Origin of the sequence: Streptomyces sp. NPDC000410 (genome assembly GCF_040300305.1) — a bacterium.
GTDB lineage: Bacteria > Actinomycetota > Actinomycetes > Streptomycetales > Streptomycetaceae > Streptomyces.
Map to the genome: position 1 here is coordinate 26,931 of NZ_JBEPDM010000049.1, position 23,808 is coordinate 50,738.

A 23,808-nucleotide genomic window follows, 5' to 3' on the forward strand; every position below is an offset into this window, starting at 1 on the left:
TTCGAAGTGCGCGATGCCGCCTTAGCTCAGTTGGTAGAGCACCGGCTTTGTAACCCGAAGGTCGTCGGTTCGATTCCGACAGGCGGCTCCAGAGAATCGGTGTCCCGGACCCCTCAGGTCCGGGACACTTGCGTTTAGGGGTGCGGCTGTCCCCGGCTGGTGGGGCGAGAGTCAGGGTGGCGGCCATGTGTGGCGGGCGAGAGTCACATGGCACTGCCGGGGTCGCGGTCGTGATGAGCGGAGTCGGCCTGGGCTGCGGATCGAGTGGCGTGGGACGCGGCTCACGGAAGGCGCGGCGCTCGTCGGATCCGCTATTGGCAGGGGACGTCGATTTTCGCCGCGGTGGACTTCTTGCCCTTCGAGGGGCCGCTGAGGATCTCGATGTGCGCGGTACCGATGACCGGCGTACTGACCATGACCGTCCAGTTTTCGGGTTTCACGGGCTGGCTGCCCGCTTTCTTGAAGGTGATGGTCGCGGGGTCCCTGGCTGTGTTCTCGTCCTGTACCCAGCGGTAGGTGACCTTGCCGGAGCCCTGGGCCGAGATGGTGCCGGTGAGGGCGATGTCCAGCCGTTGCTTCTTCGTGCAGTCGAGCTTCTCGGGGGAGGTGGTGACTGCCGTGGTAAGGGCTGAGACCGCTGGGGTTCTGCCGCTCTTGTCCTTGTCCTTCTCCCGGTCCTTGTCGCCCTTTCCCTTCTTTCCAGACTTGGAGCACTGCACCGGTTGCGCATTCGGTGAGTCCGTGGGTGTGGCGAAGTAGGTGTCGTCCGGGAGGTTCTGGGCCGTGAAGGTTCCTTCGGGGGATACGTCGGAGGAACTCACTGGCTCTCCTCCCGGCGTCGTGGTGATGGTCACCTTCTTCACGGCGGTGAACTCCCGGCCTTCCAGGGTGAAGGTGGCTTTGCCGCCCTGGGTGTCCTCGCTCTTCACCAGTCGGCATTCCGCGGTGGGGGCGGCAGTCGCGGTGGATGTCAACGCCGGTGCCAGCGCGAGGGATGCGGCGAGTGGGGTGGCGAGGAGTGCGAGGTGGTGTCGTCTGCGGGTCATGGTGGTGTCTCCCGTGGGTGGGCCGGGCAACCAGGGTCAGTCTGGCTGTCCGGCCGTGACGGGAGCGTGACGGCCGCGTGACGGGGGTCGCGGGTGGTGTGAGCCGGTCAGTGGCGGCCGGAGATCTTGTCGGCGAGGGTGGCGACGCGGTCGGTGCGGGTGGTGGGGGCGGTGAGTTCGCGGCGGTCGGCGGCGCGGTAGGCCGCGTACAGGGTGTGGACGCCGAGCCAGCGGAGGGGCTCGGGCTCCCATTTGCGGACCTTGTGGTTGACCCAGGGGAGGGTGGTGAGGTCGGTGGGGCCGGACTGGCCGGAGTCCTGCTGGATGAGGTCGCGCAGGGTGCGGGCCGCGAGGTTGGTGGTGGCGACGCCGGAGCCGACGTAGCCGCCGGCCCAGCCGAGGCCGGTGGAGCGGTCGAGGGTGACGGTGGCGCACCAGTCGCGGGGGACGCCGAGGACGCCGGACCAGGCGTGGGAGATGGCTGTTCCGGCGAGCTGGGGGAAGAAGCGTACGAGGATCTCGCGCAGGGCCTCGATGGTGGCGGGCTGGGTGCGGCCGTCGTTGTCGGTGCGGGAGCCGAAGCGGTAGGGGACGCCGCGGCCGCCGAGGGCGATGCGGTCGTCGGCGGTGCGCTGGGCGTACATGTAGGCGTGGGCCATGTCGCCGAGGGTTTCGCGGCCGGACCAGCCGATCTCCGACCAGATGTGTTCGGGGAGGGGCTCGGTGACGATCATGGAGGAGTTCATGGGGAGCCAGGTGCGGCGCTGGCCTGCGAGGGAGGCGGTGAAGCCTTCGGTGCAGCGCAGGATGTAGGGGGCGCGGACCGTGCCGTAGGGGGTGTGGGCGTGCTTGGGTTTGATCTCCGTGACGGGGGTGGACTCATGGATGGTGACGCCGAGTTCTTCGACGGCGGCCGCGAGGCCCTTGACGAGTTTGGCGGGGTGCAGGCGGGCGCCGTGCGGGGTCCAGGTGGAGGCGACGGCTCCGGCGACGCGGACGCGGTCGGCGGTTTCGCGGGCGCCGTACAGTTCGCGGTCCTTCTCGCCGAAGGCGATCTCGGCGGCGTGGAAGTTCTTGAGGCGGGCCAGTTGGGCGGGGGTGTAGGCGACTTCGAGGACGCCGCCGTGGTGGATGTCGGCGTCGATCTGTTCGTCGCGGGCGACGTCGATGACCTCGGTGACGGTGTCGTTCATGGCCTGCTGGAGGCGTACGGCGGCGTCGTGGCCGTGGAGTTTGGCGTAGCGGTCGCGGCCGGCGATGCCGTTGTAGAGCCAGCCGCCGTTGCGTCCGGAGGCGCCGTATCCGCAGAACTTGGCTTCGAGGACGGTGATGTTGAGGAACGGGACGGCCTTCTTCAGGTAGTACGCCGTCCACAGTCCGGTGTATCCGCCGCCGACGATGCAGACGTCGGCCGTGGCGTCCCCGGGCAGGGGCTCCCGTGGGGCGGGGAGGCCTTCCTGCGCGTACCAGAACGATATGCCGCCGTTGACGGTGCTCATGCTCGATTCCCTGCCCGATGCCTGTTGCGCGGTGCTCGACGCCCGGTGCCGGTGCCAGTGCTGGTGCCGGCGCGCGGTGCCTGTTGCGCGGTGGTGCGGTTGCGGTCCGTGTGGCGGGAGGTTACTGCTCCGGCCCGGTTTTCGCGACGTGCGGACGTACGCTCGTTTGATGATCGAAGTTCCGGAAGAGCTGGTGGCGAGCCAGATCAGGTTCAACGGGGAGTCGGGACGCGCCTTCGTCGAGGCGCTTCCCGAGCGGGCCCGGGAGTTCGTGGAGAGGTGGGGGCTGCGGGTCACGGGGCCTTCGATGTACGGGTGGGCGTCGCTGGTGCTGCCGGTGGTGCGGGAGGCGGACGGGACGCGCGCCGCGCTGAAGATGCAGCTTCTGGACGAGGAGACGGAGGGTGAGCCGGTCGGTCTCAGGATCTGGGACGGGGCGGGGATCGTACGGCTGCTGGATCATGACGCCGGTACGGGCACGATGCTGTTGGAGCGGCTGGACGAGGGGCGGCATCTGTCGGGGGTGGCGGACGACCGGGAGGCCGTGGGGATCCTCGGGGAGTTGCTGGCGCGGCTGACGGCGGTGTCCGTTTCGGCGGCGGAGGCGCAGGCGTATGGGCTGCGGCGGCTCGGGGACATCGCGGCGGCGATGCTCGACGAGGTGCCGGGGGCGGTCGGGCTGCTGGTGGACGAGGGTGAGCGGGCGCTGCTCGTGGATTGTGCGGCGGCGGTGCGGGAGGTGGTGGGGGAGCCGGGGGAGCGGCTGCTGCACTGGGATCTGCACTACGACAACATCCTGGCGGCCGACCGTGAGCCGTGGCTGGCGATCGATCCGAAGCCGCTGGTGGGTGACCCGGGCTTCGATCTGATGCCCGCGCTCGACAACCGTTTCGATCCGGATGCGACCTTGTGGCGCTTCGATCTGCTGACCGAGCGGCTCGGGCTGGACCGGGAGCGGGCGAGGGCGTGGACGTTGGGGCGGGTGTTGCAGAACAGTCTGTGGGATGTGGAGGACGGCGAGACGCGGTTGCAGGAGGAGCAGGTGTCCATTGCTCGGAATCTGCTGGCGCGTTGAGCGGTCGTACGGGCAGGGTGCCTTTCATGATTCGTACTGCTACACCTGCCGATGTTCCTGTCATTCACGAGTTGGTCCGCGAGCTCGCGGAGTACGAGAAGGCCCCGGACGAGGTCAAGGCGACCGAGGAGCAGCTGCGTGAGGCGCTGTTCGGGGAGCGGCCCGCCGCTTTCGCGCATATCGCGGAGACGGAGGACGGGGAGGTCGCCGGGTTCGCGCTGTGGTTCCTGAACTTCTCGACGTGGCGCGGGGTGCACGGGATCTATCTGGAGGATCTGTACGTACGGCCGCAGCTGCGGGGCGGCGGGCACGGGAAGGCGCTGCTGACGGAGCTGGCGCGGATCTGTGTGGAGCGGGGGTACGAGCGTCTGGAGTGGTCCGTGCTGGACTGGAACACGCCGTCGATCAACTTCTACAAGTCGCTGGGGGCGCGGCCGCAGGACGAGTGGACGGTGTACCGGCTGACGGACGAGGCGCTGGAGCGGCTGGGGTCGTAGCGGCTGGGGTCCGTGCGGCTGGAGTCGTGGCGTCGCCGGGGTGCGGGGCGGGCGGGGCTGTGTGACTCTGGCCGCGGGGCGGTCGGGGGGCGCTGACGAAGGAGATGGTCATGGACCAGCTCGGAGACAAGCCCGAACGGATCCGCGAGCACTTGCTGGAGGAGAAGCGGCGGGGCCGGAAGGAGGAGCGGGAGTCCGCCTCCGACCGGGCCGCCGCCGGGACATCTGGTTCGTCCGAGTCGCGTGAGGCGGCGTCCGGGGACGAGACGATGGATGTGGATGACGCCTTGGGTGACTTGGGTGAGGTGTACCGGGACGAGGTGTACCGGGGTGGTCCGGGCCAGTCGCTCTGAGGGCACGGCCTGGGGCTGGGGGCAGGTCCTCCCTGGGCGCGCTCCCTGGGGAACGAGCCTCGGGGGACGAACCTCGGGGCGAGTCTCAGGGGGGCGAGTGGCAGGGGACGAACCTCAGGTGGCGGGCCCCGGGGGACGAGCCTCAGAGTGGCGGGCCCCGGGGCACGAGCCTCAGGGCACGAGGACGACCTTGCCGATCGTGCCCCGGGTCTCCAGGGCGCGGTGGGCCTCTGCGGCCTCGGCGAGCGGGAAGCGCTGGACGGCAGGGCGCAGGCGGCCCGCGGCTGCCTCGGTGAGGGCGAGTGTCTCCAGGGCGCGCAGGCCGCCGGCCTTTTCGAGCATGGCCGGGCCGAGGACGCCCTCGGAGGTGATGCCGCGTGCGGCGAGTTCCTCGTCGGTGAAGGCGAGCGGGGAGCCGCCGAGAATGCCTCCTGAGGACCAGCCGAAGACGATGTGCTTTCCGCCCTTGCCGAGGAGGTCGACGGCGGCGCGGGCGGTGTCCCCGCCGACGGAGTCGTAGACGACGGTGGCGCGCCGGTCGCCGAGGTACGCGCGGACGCGCTCGGGCCAGTCGGGGAGCTTGTAGTCGACGGCGAGGTCGGCGCCGTTGTCGTTGACCCGGGCGACTTTCTGCGGGCCGCCTGCGAGGCCGATGACGGTGGCGCCGGCGTTCTTGGCGTACTGGACGAGGAGCGTGCCGATGCCTCCGGCGGCGGCGGGGACGATGGCGATCGAGTCGGGGCCGAGGTCGGTGAACTGGAGGATGCCCAGGGTGGTGCGGCCGGTGCCGATCATGGCGACGGCTGCGGCCGCGTCCAGGTGGTCGGGGAGTTCGTGAAGCTTGTCGGCGTCGGTGACGGTGAGCTCGGCGTAGCCTCCGGGGTTCATGCCGATGTGGGCGACGACGCGCTTGCCGAGCCAGTGCTCGTCCGTTCCCTCGCCGAGCTTGTCGACCGTGCCGGCGACCTCGCGGCCGGGGATGGTGGGGAGCTCCGTGGGGGCGGGGAAGGGGCCGGGCTCGCCTTCGCGCAGGGCGGCGTCGAGGAGGTGTACGCCGGCGGCGGTGACGGCGATCCGGACCTGGCCGGGGCCGGGCTGGGGGTCGGCGACCGTTTCGTACGTGAGGTTCTCGGCGGGGCCGAAGGCGTGGAGGCGGATGGCGTGCATGGTGGGCTCCCCTGTTCGTCCGTTCGTTTGTCCGCCGGGCGTGGGCCTGGTCGGGCGTGGGTCCCACTCTTCAACCTCAAGCAAGCTTGAGGTCAACAGGCGATCTCAGGACATGGCGTTCGAGGGCGCTGTCAGTGGCGTACGTCACGATGGGTTCATGGCGGGAGAGACGAAGAGCGTGCGGGCGGCGCGGCGGCCGGAGGTGCGGCTGCCGCCGCTGAGTCCGTTCGGGGGCGGCCGGCTGGAGCCGGACGGGGACTACGACGGTCTTGAGCTGGCCGGGCTCGACCTGGCGGGGCAGGACGGGCCGGGTGCCAGGTTCATGGACTGTGCGCTGCGGGAGTGCGGTCTGGACGAGACGTCGCTGGTGAGCGCCCGGTTCATCGACTCGGTGCTGACGGGGGTGCGGGGCGTGGGCACGGATCTCGCGGGCGCGGCGCTGCGGGACGTGGAGGTCGTGGACGCGCGGATGGGAGGGGTGCAGCCGCACGGGGCGGTGCTGGAGCGGGTGCTGGTGAGGGGAGGGAAGATCGACTACCTGAATCTGCGGAAGGCGAAGCTGAAGGACGTGGTGTTCGAGGGGTGCGTGCTGTCCGAGCCGGCCGCGCCGCGGTAGCGGCATATCGATACGGCGGCGGGGCGGAGCTGACCCGGGTGGAGTTCCGGGACTGTGCGCTGCGGCGGGTGGACTTCAGCGGTGCCCGGATGCGGGATGTGGATCTGCGGCAGGTGGCGGAGCTGGATATCGCGAGGGGGGTGGAGCGGCTGGCGGGTGCGGTGATCAGCGCGGCTCAACTGCTGGATCTGGCGCCGGTGTTCGCGGCACAGGTGGGGGTGCGTGTGGAGGGTTGAGGGCCAGGGAGTGGGTCAGGGAGTGGTGCGGGGGAAGCGGGCCTGGAGGTCCCAGATGGCGGGGTTGTCGGCGAGGCCCTCGTGCATATCGGTGAGGTCGGCGATCAGATCGTGCAGGAAGTCGCGGGCCTCGCGGCGCAGTTCGGCGTGGTTCAAGGTGAGCGGCGGCTCGTTGCCCGGCATCCAGTCGGCCTCGACGTCCACCCAGCCGAAGCGGCGCTCGAACAGCATGCGGTCGGTCGACTCGGTGAAGTCCAGCTCGGCGTACTGCGGCTGGGAGGCGCGGCTGCCGCGAGGGTCGCGGTCGAGCTGCTCGACGATGTCGCACAGCGCCCACGCGAAGTCGAGCACCGGCACCCATCCCCAGGCGGTGGACACCTCACGGTCCGCCTTGGTGTCCGCGAGGTAGACGTCACCGCAGAAGAGGTCGTGGCGCAGGGCGTGGACGTCCGCGCGGCGGTAGTCCGTCTGGGGCGGATCCGGGAAGCGGCGGGAGAGGGAGTAGCCGATGTCGAGCACGGGTCGATGGTGTCATGCGCGGTGCCTCTTGCCGTACGCCCAGGTCACATACGCCAGCAGGGGGCCGGTGGCGAGCAGCGGGGCGAGGCAGAGGTTCAGCACGGTGTGACCGTCGGGGGACATGTTCGGGTCGGGCTCGACGAAGAAGGCGAGGACCAGCTGGCTCAGGCAGAAGAGGGTGACCACGGCCGAGACGGCCCAGGCGGTCGCGGCGACGGCCCGGGGGCGGCGGAACCGTATGCGGTTGCTGACCAGAAGCAGGGGGAGGAGGGCCGCGCATTCCTGGAGGACGGTGAGGCCGACGACGTACGCGATGCCCCAGCCGGGGATGCCGTAGACCTCGCGCAGCACCTCGTCGCTGTAGCCGACGGGGATGCCGGCGGCCATGGCCAGGCGCCAGAGGCCCATGGGGACCGTGCACAGGGCGAGAGCGTGCGTGGCGCGGCGGGCGGACCGGGGCACCGGCGAGGTGGTGGCCGGGGCTTGGGGAGGGAGCGGGTCGGTCGCTGTCGTCATGACGCCAAGGCTGCCGTGGACAGGGGGGCTGCTTCGTCGTTCCGGACGGCGGACCGTCTCCACCGTCCGGCGGAGACGGGTCTGTCTCAGGGGAGGAGGCGCTGTTCCTTCGCCACCGCCACCGCGCCCGCCCTGGTGTCCACGCCCAGCTTGGCGTAGATCCGGCCGAGGTGGGTCTTCACCGTCGCCTCGCTGATGAACAGCGCCCGAGCGATCTCGCGGTTGCCGAGGCCCCGGGCGAGTTGGCCCAGGATGTCCTGCTCGCGGTCGGTCAGGGTGGGGCGGGCCGCGCCGCGCATGCGGTCCATGACGCGGCTGGCGACCGGCGGGGAGAGGGTGGTGCGGCCCTGGGCGGCGGAGTGGATCGCGGCGAAGAGCTCTTCCGGGCGCTCGGCCTTCAGCAGATAGCCGGTCGCGCCCGCCTCGATGGCGCGGGTGACGTCCGCGTCCGTGTCGTACGTCGTCAGGACCAGGACGTGGACGCGGGTGCCGCGGGTGCGGCGGGCGGCGGTGATCCGGCGGGTGGCTTCGGCGCCGTCGATGCCGGACCCCAGCTGGAGGTCCATCAGGACGACGTCCGGCTTCAGCTTGGCGGCCATGGCGACCGCCTCCTCGCCGCTGCCGGCCTCGCCGACGACCTCGATGTCCGGTGCGCTGCCGAGCAGGGCGAGGAGGCCGGCGCGTACGACGGCGTGGTCGTCGCAGAGGAGGATGCGTACGGTCATGGGGTCTCCAGGGGGAACGAGGCCGACAGCACCGTGCCCTCACCGGGCGCGGACTCGATGGTCAGTGTGCCGCCGAGCTGTTCGGCGCGGGCGCGGATCGCGGGCAGGCCGTGGCCGCGTACGCCGCCAGCGGCGGGTGTCTCGCGCGGGTCGAAGCCGCGGCCGTCGTCCGCGATGTCGAGGACCACCTGGTCGCCGAGGTGGGTCAGGGTCAGCGCGGCGGTGGTGGCGCCCGCGTGCTCCCGTACGTTCGCCAGGGCGCCCTGCGCGATGCGCAGCAGCGCCGACTGGACCCGGTCGGGCAGTGGGTTCGGTGCGCCCTCGACGTGGACGCGGACGGTGATGCCGGCGGCGGTCGACTCGCGGGCGGCGAGCGCGCGCAGCGCCTCCTCCAGGCCGCCGCCCTCGGCCAGATCGGCCGGTGCCAGGTCGTGGACGAAGCGGCGGGCCTCGGCGAGGCTGCGCTCGGCGATCGACTCGGCGGTACGGACGTGGCGGCGGGCGGTCTCCGGGTCCGCGTCCCAGGTGCGGTCGGCGGCCTGGAGCAGCATCTGCTGGCTGGACAGGCCCTGGGCGAGGGTGTCGTGGATCTCCATGGAGAGCCGCTGGCGTTCGGCGAGGGTGCCCTCGCGGCGCTCGGTGGCGGCCAGTTCGCGGCGTGTGCGGATGAGGTCGTCGATGAGGGCGCGCTGGCGGGCGGCCAGGCGCTCGGCGTGGACGAACACGGCGGTCGCGATCGCCGCGACGGCGGGCGGGGCGATCACGAGGTTCGGATCGAACCCGCCGTACGCGAGCTTGAGCTGCGCGGCGACGACGAACGCGGTCAGGACGGTCACGAGGACGAGCGCGGCGCGCGGCGGGAGCGTACGCAGACCGGTGTAGAACAGGGGCACCGCGCACCAGGCGAAACTCGGCGCGAGGACGACGAGCACCATCCAGACGGCGACGACCGTCCCCAGCCAGGCGAGCCGGCGCGGGGTGGCCCCGAGGTCCGTCGCGGGTCCGGCCCGGTGGCTGGGGGGCGCGGTGGCGCCACGTGCGCCGACGGTTGCGTGGGCGCGGCGCGTGCCGGGTGCGCCGACCGCCGTCGGGGCGCGGCGTGCTCCGGCGCGGGGCCTGGTGGGGACGTCCGCACCGCCGCCGGGCTCGCCCTGCGCGAACGTCGCGCGGGAGCCGATGGCCGGGCCGAGCACGTACAGGGCGGCGAGCGCGGCCGACAGGCCGATGATCCACGGAGAGCGGCCCTCCCAGGGATGCCGCAGCAGATAGCGCACCAGCGAGGCACCGAGCAGCAGGAAGAACGCCGCGTGCATCACCCGGGCCAGCCACCGGGCATCGGGATCACGGCTCTCCGGCGCACGGTTGGGGCCGCGGGGCGCGTCGGCGCCCGCGTCCGGTTCGGAGGGGCGGGCGGTCGGATGACCGGAGGCGCCCGGGGCGCCGGAGGTGCGGTGGGTGTCGGGGCTGGGGTCGTGTTGGCGGTCCACCGTCCGTCACCCTTCGCTGACCTGCGTATACCTGCCCATGCTGCCCCGGCGGGGTCACGGCGGCATCAGCCGATCGGTTGACACCGCCGTCATCCATCATGCGCGCAGGAGGCATCCGCTCCGTCGACCGTACGGGCCCGGCGGTGGCACGAGGATCGATGGCAGAGAGAGTTCCCGCCGAACCCCCGGCGCCTACCGAGGAGTTATCCCATGAAGAAGATGTCGCTGCGCGCCCGCGTCCTGACCGGTGCAGTCGCCGCCGCCGCGCTCGGCGCCGGGACCTTCGGTGCCGTCTCCGCGAACGCCTCCGCCCCGGCCGCCGCCGCGCGCACCACGGTCACGGCCGACGCCGCGAACAGCAACCTCCACCAGACCACGCACCTGACCATCGCGGCGGCCACCAAGGCGGCCCAGGCGGCGCTCGACGCGGCCGAGGGCGAGAACCAGCGGGTCACCGTCGCCGTCGTCGACCGCAACGGCAACACGATCGTCACGCTGCGCGGCGACGGCGCCGGCCCGCAGTCCTACGAGTCCGCCGAGCGCAAGGCGTTCACCGCGGTCTCCTGGAACGCGCCCACCTCCGAGCTGGCCGGGCGCCTGGCGCAGGCCCCGAACCTGAAGGACATCCCGGGCACGCTGTTCCTCGGGGGCGGCGCCCCGGTGCAGGTCAAGGGCGCCCCGATCGCCGGTATCGGTGTCGCGGGCGCGCCGAGCGGTGCCCTCGACGAGAAGTTCGCCCAGGCGGGCGTGGCTGCCCTCGGCAAGTGAGCCGATTGATCGGCAAGCGAGGCAAGTGACCGCCGGGTCATTGCCGAGCAACCGCGGGGTCGTCGGCGGGGCCGCCTTGGTGGCCGCCGCCGGGGCGCCGCCTGGTCTCTCGCCGGGGCGCCCGGCGAGGCATCGCCTGGCCGCCACCGGGCCGCCTGGCGGGGCGCCGCCGAGCAGTCGCCGGGTCGCCGCTTGGCCGCCACCTGGCCGCCGCCGAGCAGTCGCCGGGTCGCCGCTTGGCCGCCTGCCGGGGCATCCCTGGTCTCTCGCCGAGCCGTCTCCTGGCCGTTGGCTGGTGGCCCGCCGGGGGCCTCTCGTCTGGCCGCCCACCGGGGCGCCCGCCGGGCCGTCGCCCGGCCGCCTGCCGGGTCGCCGCCGAGGCACCGCCGAAGCACCGCTGAGCGATGAGGGCGGGTGATCGGCGGGTGATCGGCGGGTGATCGGCGGGAGCGGTCAGCGTCACGCCGTGCGTAGGATCGCTGGTGTGGACCACCAGCGATCCCGCGCCCCGGCGCTCGCCGCCGCCCTCCTGCTCGCCCTCGCCGGCGCGGGCTGCACGGCCACCACAGACGCCGTCAGGGGAGTCGGCGGCACCCCCGGGGCCGCCGGTCTGCGCGATCCGTACTTCCCGAAGCTCGGCAACGGCGGCTACGACGTCCGCCACTACGCCCTCACCCTCGACTACGACCCGAAGGCGAACCAGCTCACCGGCACCGCCGAGATCACCGCCCGTGCCACGCAGGACCTCAGCGCCTTCAACCTCGACTTCCACGGGATGACCGTCCACAGCGCGACCGTCGACGGCGCCCCGGCCGCCGTCAACCGCGCCGCCAACGAGCTGACCCTGCGCCCCCGCGCCGACCTCGACAAGGGCAGCACCTTCAAGACCGTCGTCCGCTACTCCGGCTCCCCGCGCACCATCACGGACGCGGACTCCTCCGAGGAGGGCTGGCTGAAGACGTCGGACGGAGCCATCGCGCTCGGCGAGCCGACCGGCTCGATGGCCTGGTTCCCCGGCAACCACCACCCCAGTGACAAGGCGTCGTACGACATCACCGTCACCGTTCCCAAGGGATTGACCGCGGTCTCCAACGGGGAGCTGCGCTCCCGGCGCCCCGCCGGCTCCGGTGGCCGCACCACCTTCGTCTGGCACGCCGGGCAGCCGATGGCGAGTTACGTCGCGACCGTCGCCATGGGCGCGTACGACGTCAGGACCACCCCCAAGAAGGGCGCGGACGGTGTGCCCGTCTACTCGGCCTCCGACCGGACCGTCACCGCGCGCAGCGAGAAGCTGCTCGCCCGGATCCCCGAACTGCTTGCGTGGGCGCAGGAGAACTTCGGCCCGTACCCCTACTTGTCCACCGGCGCGATCGTCGAGCGCACGGGAGACAGTGGCTACGCGCTGGAGACGCAGAACCGGCCCGTCATGCCGGCCGACCAGTTCACCACGGGGATCCTCGTCCACGAGCTGGCCCACCAGTGGTACGGCAACTCCGTCACGCCGAGGACGTGGCAGGACATGTGGCTCAACGAGGGGTTCGCGACGTACGCGGAATGGCTGTACTCCGAGGACTTCGAGGACACCCCCGCCCAGGTCAGCCACGAGAGGGCCTTCGCCGACCGCAGCAACTGGGCCTTCCCGCCCGCCGAGCCGCCGAGCGCCGAGAACATCTCGGACCCGCCGGTGTACGGACGCGGCGCGATGGTCCTGCACAAGATCCGCCAGGCCGTCGGCGACGACACCTTCTTCACCATCGTGGAGGGCTGGGCGCAGGAGCACCGCCACGCCAACGCCTCCACCGACGACTTCGTCGCGTACGTCGAGGAGGAGTCCGGCAAGGACCTCACCGAACTGTGGGACACCTGGCTGTACGGCGAGGACAAACCGGCCAAGCCCTAGCCGCGGCCCCAGCCGGGCCCGGCTCTCGCCTGCCGGCCGAGCCCCGGGCCGGGCCCAGGGCTTGACCGGCAGGTCGGAAAGCGCGTCAGACGTTGACGCCGAAGTCCTGGGCGATGCCCGTCAGACCCGAGGCGTAACCCTGGCCGACCGCGCGGAACTTCCACTCCGCGCCGTTGCGGTACAGCTCGCCGAAGACCATGGCGGTCTCGGTGGCGGCGTCCTCGCTCAGGTCGTAGCGGGCGAGCTCGCTGCCGCCGGCCTGGTTGACGATGCGGATGTACGCGTTGCGCACCTGGCCGAAGTTCTGGCTGCGGTTGTCGGCGTCGTAGATGGAGACCGGGAAGACGATCTTGTCGACGTCGGCCGGCAGACCCGCCAGGTTGACGTTGATCTGCTCGTCGTCGCCGCCGCCTTCGCCGGTGCGGTTGTCACCGGTGTGGACGATGGTCTGGTCCGGCGTGGACTTGTTGTTGAAGAAGACGAAGTGGCCGTCCGACACGACCTTCCCGCCGGGGTTGACCGCGATCGCGGAGGCGTCGAGGTCGAAGTCGGTGCCGGTGGTGGTACGGACGTCCCAGCCGAGGCCCACCGTGACGGCGGTCAGGCCCGGTGCCTCCTTGGTGAGGGAGACGTTGCCGCCCTTGGACAGGCTTACAGCCATGGGGAAGTCCCTTTCCTAGTCGCCATGCTCGCGGTGGTGCGGGCTTCGAGTGGTCCCGAAGTTACCGTCACCCCCCATAACGCACGCGCAGGACGTCCAGGTTCCAGCGGGCTTTACTTTCTTTACCGAAGCGGCCCCGGCGAAGCCCCTGCTCCCGTGCGCGCCCGTGCCCCCGTGCCGCGCGTCGAACGGAAAAGCGGGTGACGCGGCGGCGCGGGGACGGGACCATGGGGTCCATGTCCGGGCCCTATCTCATCCGCGGCTCGGTCTCCCTCCCGGAGGCCGAGCTCCTGTGGCGTTTCTCGCGGTCCTCCGGCCCCGGCGGCCAGCACGTCAACACGAGCGACTCGCAGGTGGAGCTCCGCTTCGACCTCGCGGCGACGGACGCCCTGCCGCAGGTGTGGAAGGAGCGCGCGCTGGAGCGGCTGGCCTCGCGGCTCGTCGGCGGCGTCATCTGCGTACGGGCCTCCGATCACCGCTCGCAGTGGCGCAACCGCGAGACGGCGGCGGTGCGGCTCGCCGCGCTGCTGGCGGAGGCGACGGCGCCGCCGCCGAGGCCGCGGCGCGCGACGAAGATCCCTCGCGGGATCAATGAGCGGCGCCTGCGGGAGAAGAAGCAGCGGGCGGAGACGAAGCGCGGCCGCAGCGGCCGGGACTGGTAGCCCCGGGGCCCCAGAGCGGTCAGCCCCGGGCCGTTGGCCTTGGTCCAGCAGCCCCGGGCCGTTGGCCCCGGACCCGTATCCCGGCCCGGCAGCCCCGAACCCCTGATCCCCCGCTCCCACCCCGTCAGCCCAGGTGCCGGTACCTGCCGCGGAAGTACGTCAGAGGGCCGCCGTCCCCGCTCGGCAGGCCCACGCTCAGGACGCGGCCGATGACCAGCGTGTGGTCGCCCGCCTCGACGCGCTGTTCCGTGCGGCATTCCAGGACCGCCAGCGCCCCGCCGACGAGTGGCGCCCCGCAGATCTCCCCGCGCGTGTAGGCGATGTCCTCGAACAGCAGCCGGTCGCTGATCCGGCCCTTCATCGCGAACCGCCCGGCGATGTGCCGCTGGCTCTCGGCGAGGAGGGACACGCCCCACAGCGGCTGCTCGGCCAGCAGGTCGTCCATCCGGGAACCCTCCCGCAGGCTCACCAGTACCAGCGGAGGGTCCAGGGACACCGAAGTGAAGGCGGTCGCGGTCATGCCGACGTCCTCGCCGAGCGGGGGCTCCTGCGCGGTCACCAGCACCACACCGGCCGCCAGCCGGGACATGGCGGCGCGGAACTCGTCGTTGCTCACCCCCTCAGGATGGGGGATGACATCGACGCTCGGGGCGGGGACCGGGGTGGGGGTCGTCTGGGGCACGAGCGGAACGCTAATCTCGTCCCCGCGCCGTCACATCGGGCCAGGGGACCAGGATGGTCCTAGGACCAATGGGCCATACGGCAGCGATTTGCGTTCGCACCAACAGACCCTCCATCCCCACCCGTTGTGACTTGAGTCACAGAGGGCGGTATTTGTTGACCCTGTGTACCGAGTGGACAGCTCGCTGTGATTCAGTGGCGGGGACAGTGCAGTACGAGAGCCGATGAGAACACTGGAGTCAGCTGTCGAGGTCTCGGGGAGAGCGAACGATGGAGACCGAGTCGGAGCCGTACGTCCGTCTTGCGACCCTGCGGCAGCTGCATCAGGTCGTCGCAGACCTCAACACCGCCCGTAGCCTGGCGGACACGCTGCAGAGCGTCGCGGACGGTGTCATCCTCGGCCTCAACTACGAGCTGGCCTGCGTCAATCTCGTCCGCCCCGACGGGGATCTCGTCGTCGCCGCCTTCGCCGGGAACTCCGCGGCCGAAGCCCTGATCACGGGCCGGGTCGGCTCCCGCCTCTCCTGGGACCGCAGGTTGTCCATGGGCGAGGCCTGGGGCGACCTGCGCTTCATCCCGCACACCGAGGGCTGGGTGCTGCTGGAGGACGACGTTCCGCAGTGGTACACGGAAGGACCCGAGCCCCGCTTCGAGGACGAGTGGCACCCACAGGACCGGCTCTACGCCCCCATGTACGCCTCGGGCGGCGGCCGTGAGCTCCTCGGCGTCATCTCGGTCGACAAGCCGCGCAACGGCCGCCGCCCCGGCCCCTGGGGGCAGGAAGCCCTCCAGATGTACGCGTCCCAGGCCGCCATTGCGATCAGCAACGCCCGCCTCAGAGCAAACATGCAGCGCGCCCTCGTCCGGCTGGAGCGCGAGCAGCAGGCGCTCCGCGCCAGCGAGGAGTCGTTCCGGCAGGCGTTCGAGTACGCGCCGAGCGGTATGGCCATCCAGGAGATGGGCGGCGACCAGCACGGCCGGCTGCTGCGCACCAACGACGCGCTGTGCCGGCTGCTCGGCCGCCCCGCGTCCGCGATGCGCCGCTACTCCTTCGCGGACCTCGTCCACCCCGAGGACATCGGCACCCTGCTGCGCACGTCCGCCGAGGGCGGCCGGGCCGAGCTGCGCCTCGGCCGCAGGGACGGCACGTACGTCTGGGTCTCGCTGCGCAACTCCGTCGTCGCCGACACCGCCGACGGCCCCAGGTTCCTGCTCACGCACGTCGAGGACATAGAGGAGCGCAAGCGCCATGAGCTGGCGCTCGCCCACCGGGCCAGTCACGACTCGCTCACCGGTCTGCCCAACAGCGCGGAGCTGCGCGCCCGCCTCAGCTCGCGGCTGTGCGAGCGGCCGCAGTCGGCGCAGTCGGCGCGTTCGACCGCGGTGGAGGCCCTGGACGCGGCGTACTCGGCCAACGGCAACGGAAACACCAACGCCAACGGCAGCGGTGACGGCACCGGCTACGCCACCCCGTACGAGAACGGCCACAACGGCTACAGCGGATACGACCCCGCCGCCGGGAACGGACACGGGAACGGTCACGGGAGCGACGAGGAGCACGGCTTCAGGGCCGACGCCTTCGAGCCCCCGGCCCCCGGCGGCCCGTTCGACCACCATGTGCACGCCGTCGCGCCGGACAGCGAGCACGACGACGGCACGAAGGGCCTGGCGGTCCTCTTCTGCGACCTGGACGGCTTCAAGTCGATCAACGACCGGTTCGGGCACAACACCGGCGACGCCGTTCTCATCGAGGTCGCACGCCGGCTCACCACCGCCGTACGCGACGGGGACACCGTCGCCCGGCTCGGGGGTGACGAATTCGTCGTCCTCGCCGACGGTCTCGGTGCGGCCGACGCCGCCGACCTGGCCGTGCGCCTGCGGAACGCGATCATCCCGCCGATCCGGGTGGACGGAAGGGCCGTCCGCGTCGGGGCGAGTTTCGGCATCGGCTGGGCGGTCTGCGGAATGTCCGTGGAAGAGGTCCTTCAATCCGCTGACCAGCGGATGTACATCGAGAAGCGGTCCCGGGCCAAGGTCCACAGGCGGGCCGGCTAGCCGACGCGGTGAACGAATCGTGGCTGCCGTACGTGGAACCGGTGCGGGGCCAAGCGCCGTCTTTGGACTTGCTCGAACGGGGTAGGCTCGGCCGGTCGGCGACGGCTGGCGAGCATGGATAGGAGTGACCAGGGATGACGGCCGGGAACAGCGGCGCGAGCACGCCTGAGGACGACGATCCGTTCGGCTACCTGTACGCGGACGGACAGCAGGCGGGCGCGACATCTCCCCGCCAGGGCGGCTACGGCTACCCCGGTCCGGCCGCGCAGCCCGGCGTGCCCAGAACGTCGTACAACCAGGTCAGGACGGTCGGCGAGCGCCAGTACGGGCAGGTCCCGCACCAGCAGCAGCAGCACGCGCAGCAGCCAAGCCCCCAGTACGCGGCCCCCGAGACCTACCCCGGCGGCGCCCCCACCCGTCAGGTCCCCGCGGCCGGCGGCCAGGGCGGCGGCGGCCGGGGCCGCGGGCCCAACACCAAGGGCCTGCTCATCGGCGCCGTGGCGGTCGTCGCGGTCGTCGTCATCGGCATCGCCGCCGCGCTCGTGAACAGCAAGGGCGACGAAGATACGCCGCGGGCCAATCAGAGCACCGGCCCGGCCGACCAGGTGAGGCCGAGCGACGAGCCGTCGAAGGGCGGCGACCCGACCAAGCCGGTCGACGAGCTGCCGAAGCAGGACGCGGCCACCCTGAAGCTCGCGCCGCCGGCGGCGGCGGCGACCGGCATCAAGGGGGCGCAGGGCACGAACGGCGCGTACGTGATGTTCAACGGGGTGGGCGGCGCGGCGAGCTGGTCGGTCGACATCCCGGCCGACGGCGAGTACACGCTGTTCATCCGGTACAGCGTGCCGGGCAAGGACGCCAAGACCTCGCTGACCATCAACGACCAGCCGACCCGCTCCATCAACATGTCGAACTTCGCCAAGGCCAAGGAGGGGGACTGGGAGAAGGGCTGGACGCGCACCTACTCCTACGTCAACCTCACCAAGGGTTCGAACACGCTGAAGATCTCCTGTGAGCAGGGGGACACCTGCGAGGCGTTCCTCGACCAGGTGTGGATCGAGGCGGGCAAGGCCGGTGGCAAGGGCGGCAAGGGCGATAAGGGCTGACAGCCCGGACAAGGCAAAGGCATACGACGGCCGTGGGAGGGGTGCTCCTCCCACGGCCGTCGCCGTATGCGGTCACGCCGCGTGTTCCGCCGCCGTGACCTTGACCTCGGGCAGCAGCGCCTCGTACGACGCGGTCACGTACTCGCCCGCCGCGGGCGCCAGCACCGTCGCCGTCGCCAGTGCCACCGCGCGGGCCAGCCGGTCCGGCCAGGGCAGCGATTCGACGAGGCCGGAGAGGATCCCGGCGACGGCGGAGTCGCCGGCGCCGGTCGGGTTGCCGCGGACCTTCACGGGCGGGGGTGCCTGCCAGATGCCGTCGGGGGTGGCGGCGATGATGCCGTCGGCGCCGAGCGAGGAGACCACGCTGTGGGCGCCCCGGCGACGGGCGTCACGGGTCGCGCGCAGCGGCTCGCGGGAGCCGGTGAGCCGGGCGAGCTCGTCCGCGTTCGGCTTGATCAGGTCGGGGCGGGCCGCGATGCCCCGGCGCAGCGGCTCGCCGCTCGTGTCCAGGAGGGCGGGGACGCCGGCCGCGCGGGCCCGGCGGATCAGTTCGGCGTACGCGCCCACGTGGATGCCGGGCGGCAGGCTGCCGCACAGAGCGACGGCGTCGGCGCCTTGCAGCAGCGTCTCGTACGAGGTGAGGAACGCGGCCCATTCGTCGGCGGTCACGGTCGGTCCCGGCTCGTTGAGCTGGGTCGTGTCGCCGGTCGTCGCGTCGGCGACCGCGATCGTGCGGCGGGTGTTCCCGGCGACCGGGACGAGCGCCTCGCGTACCGGCAGGTCCGCCAGCATCGAGCGCAGGACCGCGCCGGTCGGGCCGCCCGCGAAGCCGGTGACGACCGTCTCGTGACCGAGCGCCGCGAGCACGCGGGCGACGTTGAGGCCCTTGCCGCCGGGGCGTTCGGTGACCTCGGTGACGCGGTGGGAGCTGTGCGGGACGAGGGCGGGCACCTTGTAGGTGAGGTCCAGAGCGGTGTTCAGCGTGACCGTCAGGATCACTTCTGACACCCCCCGAGAATCTGCGCGCCTGGCCGGACGGGTCCTGATCATGCCAAAAAGAAGGCGGTTGGCCCAGACCCGCGTCGGCCAAACGCCCTCCCCCACCGGCCGTTCTGCGCCCCGGCAGGCCCGTCCCGCACCGGCCGTCTTCCGGCTCGACGGCGCCCCCCACGCCTCCCGCACCGGCTGTCTTCCGGCTCGACGGCGCCCCCCGGGCCTCGCGCACCGGCCGTTCTGCGCCCCAGGCCCGGCCCGGGCCTCGCGCACCGGCCGTCCTCCGGTTCGACGGCCCGCCGTCCTACGGTTCGACGACCCAGGCGCCCTTGCGCAGCACGCCCTTGAGCGTGAAGTCCGCGTCCAGCACCACCAGGTCCGCGTCCTTGCCGGGCTCCAGCGAGCCGACCCTGTCGTAGACGCCGAGCAGCCGGGCCGGGTTCGCCGAGATCGCCCGCACGATGTCCTCGACCGGCAGCCGGTCGACGGTCGCGGCCCGTCGGAACGCGGTGTCCAGGGTGAGCGTGGACCCGGCGATCGAACCGCCCTCCACCAGCCGCGCGACCCCGTCCTTGACCTCGACCTCCAGCGGGCCGAGGTGGTAGACGCCGTCGCCGAAGCCCGCCGCGTCCATCGCGTCCGTGATGAACGCGGCCCGCGCGGCGCCGGCGCGGTGGAAGGCCAGCTCCAGGGCCGCCGGGTGCAGATGCGTGCCGTCGTTGATCAGCTCGACGGTGACCCGCTCGTCCTCCAGCAGGGCGGCGATCGGCCCGGGGGCGCGGTGGCCGAGGGCGGGCATGGCGTTGAAGAGGTGCGTCGCCACGGTGGCGCCCGCTTCGATCGCCTCGATGGTCTGTTCGTACGTGGCGTCGGTGTGGCCGATCGCCGCGATCACGCCGTGCTCGGCGAGCAGCCGTACGGACTCGATGCCGCCCGGCAGCTCGGTGGCGAGGGTGACCATCCTGGCCGTCCCGCGCGCCGCGTCGAGCAGCTTGCGCACCTCCGCAGGGTCGGGGTCGCGCAGTAGCTGCTCGCTGTGCGCGCCCTTGCGGCACGGGCTGATGAACGGCCCCTCGAAGTGGATTCCCGCCAGATCGCCCTGCTCGACGAGCTCGGAGAGGAACCCGGCGCGGCGGGTGAGGAAGTCCATGTCGCCGGTGACGGTGGAGGCGACCATGGTGGTGGTGCCGTGCTCGTGGTGCGTACGCACGCCGGTGAGCACGTCCTCGGCGCTCCCGGAGGTGAAGGACGCGCCGCCGCCGCCGTGGTTGTGCATGTCCACGAAGCCGGGGACCAGCCAGTGGCCGGACAGGTCGACGCCGGGCGCGTCGGCGGGGGCGTCCCCGGCGATCCGGGTTCCCTCGACGATCACCCGTCCGTTCTCGACGATCCCGGTGGGCAGCACCACACGGGCTCCCGTGAGAACCATCCGGTCGGCCATCAGGCGGTTACCTCCGTGTCGAGTAGATCCCAGGCGAGCAGTCCCGCGCCCAGGCAGCCGGCGGTGTCCCCGAGGGCCGCCGGGACGATCGAGGGCAGTTTCTGGAAGGTGACGCGTGCCTCCACCGCGCTCCTCAGCCGTGTGAACAAGGTTTCTCCCGCCTCGGCGAGGCCGCCACCGATGATCAGCGTGCGGGGGTCCAGCAGGGTGAGCGCGGTGACGAGTCCGTCCGCGAGCGCCGCGACCGCCTCCTGCCATACGTGTACGGCGGCGGCGTCGCCGGACTCCACGGCCTTCGCGCAGTCGGCGGCGTCCGCCCCCGGGTCGCCGCTCGCCGCCGCCCAGGCCCGGGACACGGCGGAGGCGGAGGCGAGGGTCTCCAGACAGCCGCGCTGTCCGCAGCCGCACTCCGGGCCGCCGGGCCGGACGACGATGTGGCCGATCTCGCCGGCGTACCCGTGCGCTCCGGCCTCGATGACGCCGCCGATGCCGATGGCCCCGGCGATGCCCGTGCCCAGCGGCACGAACAGGAACCGGTCGGCGCCCCGGCCCGCGCCGATCCGCCCCTCGGCGAGGCCGCCGGTGCGGACGTCGTGGCCGAGGGCGACGGGGATGCCGTCGAGCCTGCGGCTGAGCAGATCGCGCAGGGGGACGTCGCGCCAGCCGAGGTTCGCCGCGTAGACGGCCGTGCCGTTCTCGGCGTCGACGATGCCGGGCACGGCGACACCGGCTGCGGCGGCGCCCTCGCCGAACCGCTCGCGGCCGTGGGCGCGCAGCTCGGCGGCGAAGTCGAGGATCGTCCCGATGACGGCCTCGGGGCCGCGTTCCCGGCCGGTCGCGCGGCGTGCCTCGTGGAGCAGTGCCCCGTCCGCCCCGACCAGGGCGGCCTTCATCCCGGTGCCGCCCACATCGAGGGCGATGACGTGTCTCACGTGGACAGTCTCGCGCGTGACCATTGAAAGGTCTAGTCCACTGTGGAGTGGTTTTGCCGCACGGGGGAGTAGTGGTGTAGACCTCTTGGGTTCACAAACGGTGACAACAGGGCGACAACGAGGGTGGGGAAAGCAGTGCAGCGGCGCTTCCTGGGTCCGACAGCGGCGGCAGCCGTACTCGCGATGACGGCGGTACTCGCCGGGTGCGGGGCATCGGACGGATCCGGGTCCGGGGACGTCACGCTCAAGCTGGTCGCCGCCGACTACGGCACCGGCGCGAACGACTCCTCGCAGGCGTACTGGGACGGCGTGGCCCGGGACTTCGAGTCCAAGAACCCGGGCATCAAGATCGACGTCGACGTGTACTCGTGGAAGGACGTCGACCGCGAGGTCGCGGAGCTGGTCGCCGCCGGGAACGCGCCGGACATCGCGCAGATCGGCGCGTACGCGGACTACGCGGCCGACGACAAGCTCTACCGCCTCGACCAGACGGTCTCCGTCGCCACGCAGGCCAACTTCCTGCCCCTGCTCGCCGACGCGGGCCGCTACGAGCGCGTCCAGTACGGGATGCCGTTCGCGGCCAGCACCCGGCTGCTCTTCTTCAACGAGGAGCTGTTCACCGACGCGGGGATCCAGCCGCCGCGCACCTGGGCGGAGATCCGGGGCGCGGCGCAGAAGCTGAAGGCGCGTGGCGTGAAGTACCCCTTCGCGCTGCCGTTCGGCTCCGAGGAGGCGCAGGCCGAGGCGATGATCTGGATGCTCAGCGGCGGGGGCGGCTACCAGGACCGGGCTACCGGTGCCTATGCCATCGACTCGCCCGAGAACGTCCAGACGTTCAAGTGGCTCGAGGACAACCTGGTCCGCCCGAAGCTGACCGGTCCGGTCGCGCCCGCCGAACTGGACCGCGCGGACGCCTTCGCGGCGTTCGCGCGCGGCGAGGTCGGGATGCTCAACGGCCATCCGACGCTGATGCACACGGCCGAGCGGGCGGGCGTCAAGGTCGGCAAGGTGCCGCTGCCCGGCACCAACGGTGAATCCCGGCCGTCGATGGGGGTGACCGACTGGATGATGGGCTTCAAGCAGAAGGGGCACGGCAAGGAGATCGGGCGCTTCCTCGACTTCGCGTACAACGACGCGAACGTGCTCGCATTCTCGGACCGCTACGACATCCTGCCGGTCACGGCCACGGCGAGCCAGGCGATGGAGGCGGATCCGGAGCACAAGGACCTGCGGGAATTCCTGACGGCGCTGCCGACGTCGGAGCTCTACCCGTTCGGGGAGACGTCCTGGGCGAAGGTCAGCGCGAGCGTCAAGAAGAACATCGGCCAGGCGGTCGCTCCTGGTGGGCAGGCGTCCCTCCCGCTGACCCGCATCGCGAACGAGGCCCGCGAGGAGCAGTCGGCGGAGTAGCGGAGTGGCGGAGCAAGGGCCGGGCAAGGGCTGGGCAAGGGGCCCGACATCAGCCGAGGGCGGCCATTATGTTGCTCATATGACCGATGACGTGGAGCTTTCCGAGCAGGACCGGGCCGTGCTCGCCGTCGAGCGCGCCGCATGGGCCGGTCCCGGAGCCAAGGAGCGGGCGATACGGGAGCGGCTGGGGATGTCGCCGACCCGCTACTACCAGCTGCTCAACGCGCTGCTCGACGACCCCCGCGCGCTGGCCCACGACCCCGTGACGGTCAACCGGCTGCGCAGAGTCCGGGACGCCCAGCGCGCGCGCCGCTAGGGTCGGAGCATGGGCAGCCACTCGGACGTCGACGACGTACTGCCGGAGCCGACCACCCCCGCCGGGCGCGAGGGGCTCGCCGCGATTCTCGCGCGGCCGAGGGAGAGCGTGGTCGCACTCGATTTCGACGGCACGCTCGCCGACATCGTGCCCGATCCGGAGCAGGCACGGGCGCACCCCGGGGCGGTCGGCGCGCTGGCCCGCCTCGCGCCGAAGGTCGCGTCGGTCGCGGTGCTGACCGGCCGCCCGGCCGGGGTCGCGGTGCGGTACGGCGGCTTCGCCGGGGTGCCGGGCCTGGAGCATCTGGTGGTGCTCGGGCACTACGGCGCCGAGCGCTGGGACGCCGTCAGCGGCACCGTGCACGCCCCCGCCCCGCATCCGGGCGTCGAGGCCGTGCGCGCCGAGCTGCCCGGCTTCCTGGACACGATCGGGGCCTGGCACGGCACCTGGATCGAGGAGAAGGGGAACGCGGTGGCCGTCCACACCCGCCGCGCCGACGACCCCCAGGCCGCCTTCGAGGCGCTGCGCGGCCCCATCGCCGAGCTGGCCGCCCGCCACGCGCTGATCGTGGAGCCGGGCCGGCTGGTCCTGGAGGTCCGGCCGCCGGGTGTCGACAAGGGCCTGGCCCTCGTCGAGTACGTACGCGAGCGGCGGGCGCGGGCCGTGCTGTACGCCGGTGACGACCTGGGCGACCTCGCCGCCTTCGCCGCCGTCGAGAAACTCCGCTCGGACGGCGTACCCGGACTGCTCGTGTGCAGCGGCAGCAACGAGGTCCCGGAACTGGCGGAGCGCGCGGACGTGGTGCTGTCGGGGCCGGGCGAAGTGGTGCGCTTCCTGGGCGCGCTGGCCGAGCGGACGTAGGGCCTGCCTTTCGGATCTTGCCGGGCTCGCGTGCCCTGGCACGCGCGCTCGCTGCGTTGTCGTCAGTCATCGACTCCCCCGTAGCCCTTCGGGCACGGGAGGTGCCCCCACCGCGTGGATTCCTTCCTCCGCCTTGCGATCGCACGCACCAGACCCCGCTCGCTGATCCGGCCTGATCCCGAAGACGGGCCCTAGGCCGTGTCTGACAAATCCCGCCTGGCGCGCGACGCCCGGCACGCGCACTCGCTGCGTTGTCGGAGTCATCCAAGTACGTCCAGTACGAGGA

At 72.0% G+C, this 23,808-nt stretch carries 23 protein-coding genes, 1 tRNA gene and 1 pseudogene; 13 read left to right on the forward strand and 12 right to left on the reverse strand.

The genetic code is table 11. The features are described from left to right. Positions 1 to 15 precede the first annotated feature (15 nt). Positions 16 to 91 (forward strand) — tRNA-Thr (locus ABT342_RS31535). Between the two features lie 220 nt (positions 92 to 311). Here ABT342_RS31535 and ABT342_RS31540 read toward each other — a convergent pair. Together ABT342_RS31540 and ABT342_RS31545 are read right to left on the reverse strand one after the other, a co-directional pair. Beyond that, positions 312 to 1,046, reverse strand: coding sequence for a hypothetical protein (locus ABT342_RS31540; protein WP_351581411.1), 735 nt, complete (start codon positions 1,044 to 1,046; stop codon positions 312 to 314). A gap of 107 nt (positions 1,047 to 1,153) precedes the next feature. After that, positions 1,154 to 2,545, reverse strand: a complete 1,392-nt coding sequence (locus ABT342_RS31545; protein ID WP_351581413.1) for an NAD(P)/FAD-dependent oxidoreductase — start codon at positions 2,543 to 2,545, stop codon at positions 1,154 to 1,156. 169 nt (positions 2,546 to 2,714) lie between these two features. Here ABT342_RS31545 and ABT342_RS31550 point away from each other — a divergent pair, with 169 nt between their 5' ends. The 3 genes from ABT342_RS31550 (at position 2,715) to ABT342_RS31560 (ending at position 4,470) form a co-directional block, all read left to right on the forward strand. After that, positions 2,715 to 3,620 (forward strand): aminoglycoside phosphotransferase family protein, encoded by a 906-nt coding sequence (locus ABT342_RS31550; RefSeq protein ID WP_351581415.1) that lies wholly within the window; start codon positions 2,715 to 2,717, stop codon positions 3,618 to 3,620. A 26-nt stretch (positions 3,621 to 3,646) separates the two neighbouring features. Continuing rightward, positions 3,647 to 4,117, forward strand: a complete 471-nt coding sequence (locus tag ABT342_RS31555) for a GNAT family N-acetyltransferase (protein WP_351581417.1) — start codon at positions 3,647 to 3,649, stop codon at positions 4,115 to 4,117. Positions 4,118 to 4,227: 110 nt separating this feature from the next. Continuing rightward, positions 4,228 to 4,470, forward strand: coding sequence for a hypothetical protein (locus ABT342_RS31560; RefSeq protein WP_351581419.1), 243 nt, complete (start codon positions 4,228 to 4,230; stop codon positions 4,468 to 4,470). Positions 4,471 to 4,641: 171 nt separating this feature from the next. On the opposite strand, the gene ABT342_RS31565 is transcribed toward ABT342_RS31560, so the two are convergent. Continuing rightward, positions 4,642 to 5,637, reverse strand: coding sequence for a zinc-binding dehydrogenase (locus tag ABT342_RS31565; RefSeq protein ID WP_351581422.1), 996 nt, complete (start codon positions 5,635 to 5,637; stop codon positions 4,642 to 4,644). A 157-nt stretch (positions 5,638 to 5,794) separates the two neighbouring features. Between ABT342_RS31565 and ABT342_RS31570 the strand changes: the two are divergent. Continuing rightward, positions 5,795 to 6,489, forward strand: a pseudogene (locus ABT342_RS31570) (pentapeptide repeat-containing protein). A gap of 15 nt (positions 6,490 to 6,504) precedes the next feature. Here ABT342_RS31570 and ABT342_RS31575 read toward each other — a convergent pair. From ABT342_RS31575 to ABT342_RS31590, 4 genes are all read right to left on the reverse strand, one after another. Then, entirely contained in the window at positions 6,505 to 7,008 is a 504-nt protein-coding gene (locus ABT342_RS31575; RefSeq protein ID WP_351581424.1) for a hypothetical protein, read from the reverse strand. Between the two features lie 12 nt (positions 7,009 to 7,020). Continuing rightward, entirely contained in the window at positions 7,021 to 7,524 is a 504-nt protein-coding gene (locus tag ABT342_RS31580; RefSeq protein WP_351581426.1) for a hypothetical protein, read from the reverse strand. 86 nt (positions 7,525 to 7,610) lie between these two features. Continuing rightward, positions 7,611 to 8,249 carry a response regulator gene (locus ABT342_RS31585; RefSeq protein ID WP_351581428.1) on the reverse strand — a complete coding sequence of 213 codons (639 nt, stop codon included), beginning with the start codon at positions 8,247 to 8,249 and terminating at the stop codon, positions 7,611 to 7,613. After that, positions 8,246 to 9,562: a sensor histidine kinase gene (locus ABT342_RS31590; RefSeq protein ID WP_351581454.1), complete on the reverse strand. Its 1,317-nt coding sequence runs from the start codon at positions 9,560 to 9,562 to the stop codon at positions 8,246 to 8,248. The genes ABT342_RS31585 and ABT342_RS31590 overlap by 4 nt, the downstream gene beginning before the upstream one ends. A gap of 384 nt (positions 9,563 to 9,946) precedes the next feature. On the opposite strand from ABT342_RS31590, the gene ABT342_RS31595 reads away from it, so the two are divergent. Then, on the forward strand, positions 9,947 to 10,504 hold the full coding sequence (locus ABT342_RS31595; protein ID WP_351581430.1) for a GlcG/HbpS family heme-binding protein: 558 nt from the start codon (positions 9,947 to 9,949) through the stop codon (positions 10,502 to 10,504). 484 nt (positions 10,505 to 10,988) lie between these two features. Next, complete coding sequence (locus tag ABT342_RS31600; protein ID WP_351581432.1) at positions 10,989 to 12,404, forward strand: M1 family metallopeptidase; 1,416 nt, start codon at positions 10,989 to 10,991, stop codon at positions 12,402 to 12,404. A gap of 85 nt (positions 12,405 to 12,489) precedes the next feature. Here the strand turns inward: ABT342_RS31600 and ABT342_RS31605 are convergent, their stop codons facing one another. Continuing rightward, positions 12,490 to 13,065 (reverse strand): TerD family protein, encoded by a 576-nt coding sequence (locus ABT342_RS31605; RefSeq protein WP_351581434.1) that lies wholly within the window; start codon positions 13,063 to 13,065, stop codon positions 12,490 to 12,492. A 227-nt stretch (positions 13,066 to 13,292) separates the two neighbouring features. Between ABT342_RS31605 and arfB the strand changes: the two genes are divergently transcribed. After that, positions 13,293 to 13,727: an alternative ribosome rescue aminoacyl-tRNA hydrolase ArfB gene (arfB, locus tag ABT342_RS31610; protein WP_351581437.1), complete on the forward strand. Its 435-nt coding sequence runs from the start codon at positions 13,293 to 13,295 to the stop codon at positions 13,725 to 13,727. Between the two features lie 124 nt (positions 13,728 to 13,851). On the opposite strand, the gene ABT342_RS31615 is transcribed toward arfB, so the two are convergent. Next, entirely contained in the window at positions 13,852 to 14,409 is a 558-nt protein-coding gene (locus tag ABT342_RS31615; RefSeq protein WP_502965646.1) for a flavin reductase family protein, read from the reverse strand. A gap of 269 nt (positions 14,410 to 14,678) precedes the next feature. On the opposite strand from ABT342_RS31615, the gene cdgB reads away from it, so the two are divergent. Then, the gene (gene cdgB, locus ABT342_RS31620; protein ID WP_351581439.1) at positions 14,679 to 16,463 is read left to right on the forward strand and encodes a diguanylate cyclase CdgB; all 1,785 of its coding nucleotides are present in this window, start codon (positions 14,679 to 14,681) and stop codon (positions 16,461 to 16,463) included. A 134-nt stretch (positions 16,464 to 16,597) separates the two neighbouring features. Further along, positions 16,598 to 17,569, forward strand: coding sequence for a carbohydrate-binding protein (locus tag ABT342_RS31625; RefSeq protein ID WP_351581441.1), 972 nt, complete (start codon positions 16,598 to 16,600; stop codon positions 17,567 to 17,569). Between the two features lie 72 nt (positions 17,570 to 17,641). Here the strand turns inward: ABT342_RS31625 and ABT342_RS31630 are convergent, their stop codons facing one another. The 3 genes from ABT342_RS31630 to ABT342_RS31640 form a co-directional block, all read right to left on the reverse strand. Continuing rightward, positions 17,642 to 18,568 (reverse strand): 1-phosphofructokinase family hexose kinase, encoded by a 927-nt coding sequence (locus tag ABT342_RS31630; protein WP_351581458.1) that lies wholly within the window; start codon positions 18,566 to 18,568, stop codon positions 17,642 to 17,644. 298 nt (positions 18,569 to 18,866) lie between these two features. Further along, entirely contained in the window at positions 18,867 to 20,003 is a 1,137-nt protein-coding gene (gene nagA, locus ABT342_RS31635; RefSeq protein WP_351581443.1) for an N-acetylglucosamine-6-phosphate deacetylase, read from the reverse strand. Next, positions 20,003 to 20,935, reverse strand: a complete 933-nt coding sequence (locus ABT342_RS31640) for an ROK family protein (RefSeq protein ID WP_351581445.1) — start codon at positions 20,933 to 20,935, stop codon at positions 20,003 to 20,005. Before ABT342_RS31640 ends, nagA begins: the two co-directional genes overlap by 1 nt. A 123-nt stretch (positions 20,936 to 21,058) precedes the next feature. Between ABT342_RS31640 and ABT342_RS31645 the strand changes: the two genes are divergently transcribed. From ABT342_RS31645 to otsB, 3 genes are all read left to right on the forward strand, one after another. Further along, positions 21,059 to 22,345, forward strand: a complete 1,287-nt coding sequence (locus tag ABT342_RS31645; protein WP_502965647.1) for an ABC transporter substrate-binding protein — start codon at positions 21,059 to 21,061, stop codon at positions 22,343 to 22,345. Between the two features lie 79 nt (positions 22,346 to 22,424). Beyond that, positions 22,425 to 22,661, forward strand: a complete 237-nt coding sequence (locus ABT342_RS31650) for a DUF3263 domain-containing protein (protein WP_351581449.1) — start codon at positions 22,425 to 22,427, stop codon at positions 22,659 to 22,661. Positions 22,662 to 22,670: 9 nt separating this feature from the next. After that, positions 22,671 to 23,522 (forward strand): trehalose-phosphatase, encoded by an 852-nt coding sequence (gene otsB / locus ABT342_RS31655; RefSeq protein WP_351581452.1) that lies wholly within the window; start codon positions 22,671 to 22,673, stop codon positions 23,520 to 23,522. Positions 23,523 to 23,808 lie beyond the last annotated feature (286 nt).